The organism is Chryseobacterium indologenes, from assembly GCF_001295265.1.
GTDB lineage: Bacteria > Bacteroidota > Bacteroidia > Flavobacteriales > Weeksellaceae > Chryseobacterium > Chryseobacterium indologenes_A.
Genome location: NZ_LJOD01000038.1, coordinates 1 through 3,694 on the forward strand (window position 1 = coordinate 1; position 3,694 = coordinate 3,694).

Sequence of the window (3,694 nt, forward strand, 5' to 3'; positions counted from 1 at the left end):
GATGGAATGGGATGGATCAGCTTTCAGAAAGTTATTCTTCATATTCACCTTATGCTTATGTAATGAATAATCCGGTGATGATGTATGACCCGGATGGAAGATTGATTCAGGGTTGGTTAACGAGCTTCTATAACAATTCTCAAAATGGGATAATACTACCTGGAGAAATACTGGGATGGGATTTACTAATAACTGGGGAGGAAGCATGAGCTATGAGGGTGTGTCTACTAATTTCTATTTTGGAGGAACATCAACTGGTATAGGTGATCCGAATGGAATTTATATAAATGTACCTACTGTTGAATTACAAGCGAGAGGGAATTCCAATACGTGGAACAAAGGAATGAATTTAGATATCAATAGTTTTTTGATGTCTAGTCTGTTTACCGGAGCACTTGGCAGGGCGACATATATATGAACAGCAGTAATATGGGTTCATATATCCTCAACTCCAAAGCTTCTATGGAAGTTGCTGCTTTTGAAAATTTCCTTTTCTTAGAACTTCCCGCTTCTTTTGCAGGTGAGGGACTGCTTGTAGCAGGATGGAGAGCTGCTGGAATAAGTAAAATTTTAACTAAAGCAGCTAAAGGTGCCATACAATATGGAACAAAAGGAAGATGGTTCGCTTTCAATTGGTGCGACCCCTTTTGTAAATAATGGGAGTTTTATAAAATTTGTACCTGGTTTATAATAAATAAATTAATTAAAAAATGGAAAAAGATTTAAATAACTGGCCATATAGATGGTTTGGATTTTGGAAAGAGTATGGAGAAGAATATGTAAAATATCCATCAATCAAGCATTTTTTAAATGAACAGATTAATAAAACATATCAAAAAGAAAAATTATTGGATTATCTAAAAAATGGATTTAGCGTTACAGTAACAAGTAAATCCGCTTTTCCAGACCCCTTTACGTCGATCTTAGGAAAAGGAGAAATTTCAATTAGGACAGATGGAAAATGGTTGTGGCTTGATAACATTTGTGATTTTATTGAGTTTAATAATTTAATTCTTCCAAGTAGTTTTTATAGTCATATTCAAAAGAATAATTTTGTATTACCTCAGATTGAATCATTTGAATTAGAAACTCTTGACTGGCCATTTTTTTAATATAGAAACTCATTTATATAGAGCTACAATAAAGAAACAGGCAAAAAAGAACTGAAAAAAGTAGTAGAACTATCCCGTAACACTTCTTCTTCCTTAGTAAAAATCTCCATAAACGGTACAGAAATTACCTGTACCCCGGAACACCCTTTCTATGTAAACGGAAGCTGGGTAGAAGCCAAAGATCTTACCAAAGGAATGCTTTTAACTACTTTAGACGGAAAAACTTCTCCTGTAGAAGCTGTAAAGTTTTTGGATGAGAAAGTAAAAGTCTATAACTTTGACGTAGAAGGCAACCATAAATTATTATGTTTCTGAGAAAGGGATTTGGGTGCATAATGATTGTGGGGTAAGTAAAATTATTGAAGCAATACCATCTTCTTTGAAACAAATGTTTCAATGTAAGCAGTTTGCAGCAAGTTTAATGGAAAGAATGACAGCACAAGGAATGAAAGGAGAAATGGTTACACTACAGTCTCAAACAAGATATATTTGGTCAAATACATTTAATAGAACTATTACGGAAACAGGAGAACACGTTGGTGTTAAAGTAGGAAATACAATGTATGATAATTTGTATCCTCAAGGAATTGAATATTCTAAATGGCTTATGGATTTAGAAGTTGGTTCACCAGTATTACCTCCAACTATTACCCCTTTTAATATAATTTTATGAATTTTGAAGATTTAATGTTGCATATAGAAAGAAGACCACAAGTTTATGTGGGAGAAAAAAAACTTTCTTTAATATCTGCATTCTTGGATGGCTATCTATGTAATGACGCAGTACGATTAGGAGAAAGAGCTAACTATGATTTTCGATATAATTTTGGAGAATGGTTAAGAAAAAAATTTAAATATGAATTAGAGCTTGGCTGGTTAACCATCATAAAGGAAATAAGTCATTATGAAGATCAAGATGAAGTAGATGTATTTTTTAGAGAATACCATTTATTTAAAAACGAGCAATAAATATTAAAGTATTCCCTTGCTATTTCAGCAAGGGAATTTTTATAAAAATATGAAGTCTATAACTTTGAAGTAGAAGGCAACCATAATTATTATGTTTCTGAGAAAGGGATTTTGGTGCGTAATAATTGCGATATTATATGGAAAGGATTTTCAAAAGGAAAACTAGCTCCACACTTTTTAAAACATGGTGCTGAGTTTGGCAAAATCACTCAAATTCAATATTTAAAGATGGCTAAATCTTTTGGAGCAGAAACAGGTAACCATATTCAGGAACAAGTAGTAGGTAAGTTTTTAGTGAAATTTAATAACAATACTCAGGATGTACTTATTGGAAGAATTGATTTAAGAGAAATCAGAACATTCTATAGAGCAGATCCCGCCCAAACTATAATATCACCATTTCAAGCTGCACTTGATTTGGTTGCAACATTAACACCTTAAATTATGATAAATCTAGATTTAAACACTGTTATAGATATACTATCACTAAATGAATATTCTAAAATGACAATCGAAGAAAAAAAGAAAGTGACTGAATATGAAGGAATAGAAGAAGATGAGATTTTTGAGTATTTAAAAGCGAAATATATTGGATTAAAAGTTTCATATATTAAAGAAAAGATCAAAACTCTATATCAATTCCCATTAATTATTACTGGTACTCCAAAAGAGCTGTTTGCATGCCCTTGTTGTAATTATAAAACAATCTTAGAAAAAGGAAATTATGAAATCTGTACAATTTGCTTTTGGGAAGATGATGGAAATATGGATGAATCTAGGTATAGTCAAGTAAACCATATGACATTAAAAGAAGCTAAATATAATTTTAAAATGATAGGAGCTATTTTGGATAAATTCTTGAAACATGTAGATCAGGAAGGTAAACTAAAATATTACAAAGATGATTCCCTAGCATAAATCAATAAGAGGCTGAATTTTCCGAGCAGCCTCTTTTTTTAATTTTAAATAGTGGACGCAGAGTTGAAGCTGAAAAACTTATCCAAGGAATGTTACTTACCACTATAGATGAAAAAACTTCTCCTGTAGAATAAAATAAAATAGATGATGATCGAAAAGCTTAAAAATGCAATTTTCAATATTTCAGATTTTGAGTATATAAATTTTGTTCAAAACTCTAAAAGTATAAAATTTATCTATCATGATGTTATTGTTTACGGATATGAAGATTCTATTTCAGTTTTTTATGATGATGCAGAAATGGGAGTTCTTACTAAATTAAAATCTATTAATAAAAAAAACTCTTTAAAAACATTTAATGACATTTCGAATGCTTTAGACTACATGAAGTATCTTTCTAAGGTTACTTCTGAAGTAAAGTATGCATCATATCATTATTTTTTACACCGATTAAAAGAAATAGAATTTAATTATACTTATTTTTCATTTGGTTTGGTAGGGAGTTATCCAAATTATTCTAAGGAGAGTCTAAGTATTCGTTGTGATTTCGGAGGCTTGAGTATAATGAATAAGCAAGTAAAATATAATTGTCTGATAATTTTTAATAATGAAGGATCCTGTAAATTTTCTTTTTATCCGGAAAAACCTGGATGGAACGAAGAAAAAATATGCCCCAAAAGAGATGTTGATAAAAT

The 3,694-nt window shown here is 30.9% G+C and carries 7 protein-coding genes and 3 pseudogenes; all 10 read left to right on the plus strand.

Annotated elements, in window-relative coordinates:
- A pseudogene (locus AOB46_RS23750) lies at window positions 1–209 on the plus strand (hypothetical protein); the annotation flags it as partial.
- Window positions 210–429: 220 nt separating this feature from the next.
- On the plus strand, window positions 430–657 hold the full coding sequence (locus tag AOB46_RS22435) for a hypothetical protein (protein WP_131724452.1): 228 nt from the start codon (window positions 430–432) through the stop codon (window positions 655–657).
- A gap of 53 nt (window positions 658–710) precedes the next feature.
- Complete coding sequence (locus AOB46_RS22440; protein ID WP_062703609.1) at window positions 711–1,112, plus strand: hypothetical protein; 402 nt, start codon at window positions 711–713, stop codon at window positions 1,110–1,112.
- A 36-nt stretch (window positions 1,113–1,148) separates the two neighbouring features.
- Window positions 1,149–1,427, plus strand: a pseudogene (locus tag AOB46_RS23525) (polymorphic toxin-type HINT domain-containing protein); the annotation flags it as partial.
- Window positions 1,428–1,440: 13 nt separating this feature from the next.
- The gene (locus AOB46_RS22445) at window positions 1,441–1,785 is read left to right on the plus strand and encodes a papain fold toxin domain-containing protein (RefSeq protein WP_131724453.1); all 345 of its coding nucleotides are present in this window, start codon (window positions 1,441–1,443) and stop codon (window positions 1,783–1,785) included.
- Window positions 1,782–2,081, plus strand: coding sequence for a hypothetical protein (locus AOB46_RS22450; RefSeq protein ID WP_062703613.1), 300 nt, complete (start codon window positions 1,782–1,784; stop codon window positions 2,079–2,081). Before AOB46_RS22445 ends, AOB46_RS22450 begins: the two co-directional genes overlap by 4 nt.
- 54 nt (window positions 2,082–2,135) lie before the next feature.
- Window positions 2,136–2,195, plus strand: a pseudogene (locus AOB46_RS24140) (hypothetical protein); the annotation flags it as partial.
- The gene (locus AOB46_RS22455) at window positions 2,196–2,522 is read left to right on the plus strand and encodes a hypothetical protein (RefSeq protein WP_062703615.1); all 327 of its coding nucleotides are present in this window, start codon (window positions 2,196–2,198) and stop codon (window positions 2,520–2,522) included.
- Between the two features lie 3 nt (window positions 2,523–2,525).
- Complete coding sequence (locus tag AOB46_RS22460; RefSeq protein ID WP_062703616.1) at window positions 2,526–2,999, plus strand: CPCC family cysteine-rich protein; 474 nt, start codon at window positions 2,526–2,528, stop codon at window positions 2,997–2,999.
- Window positions 3,000–3,143: 144 nt separating this feature from the next.
- Window positions 3,144–3,694, plus strand: a 551-nt coding sequence (locus tag AOB46_RS22465) for a hypothetical protein (RefSeq protein WP_131724454.1), incomplete at its 3' end; no start/stop codon positions are given.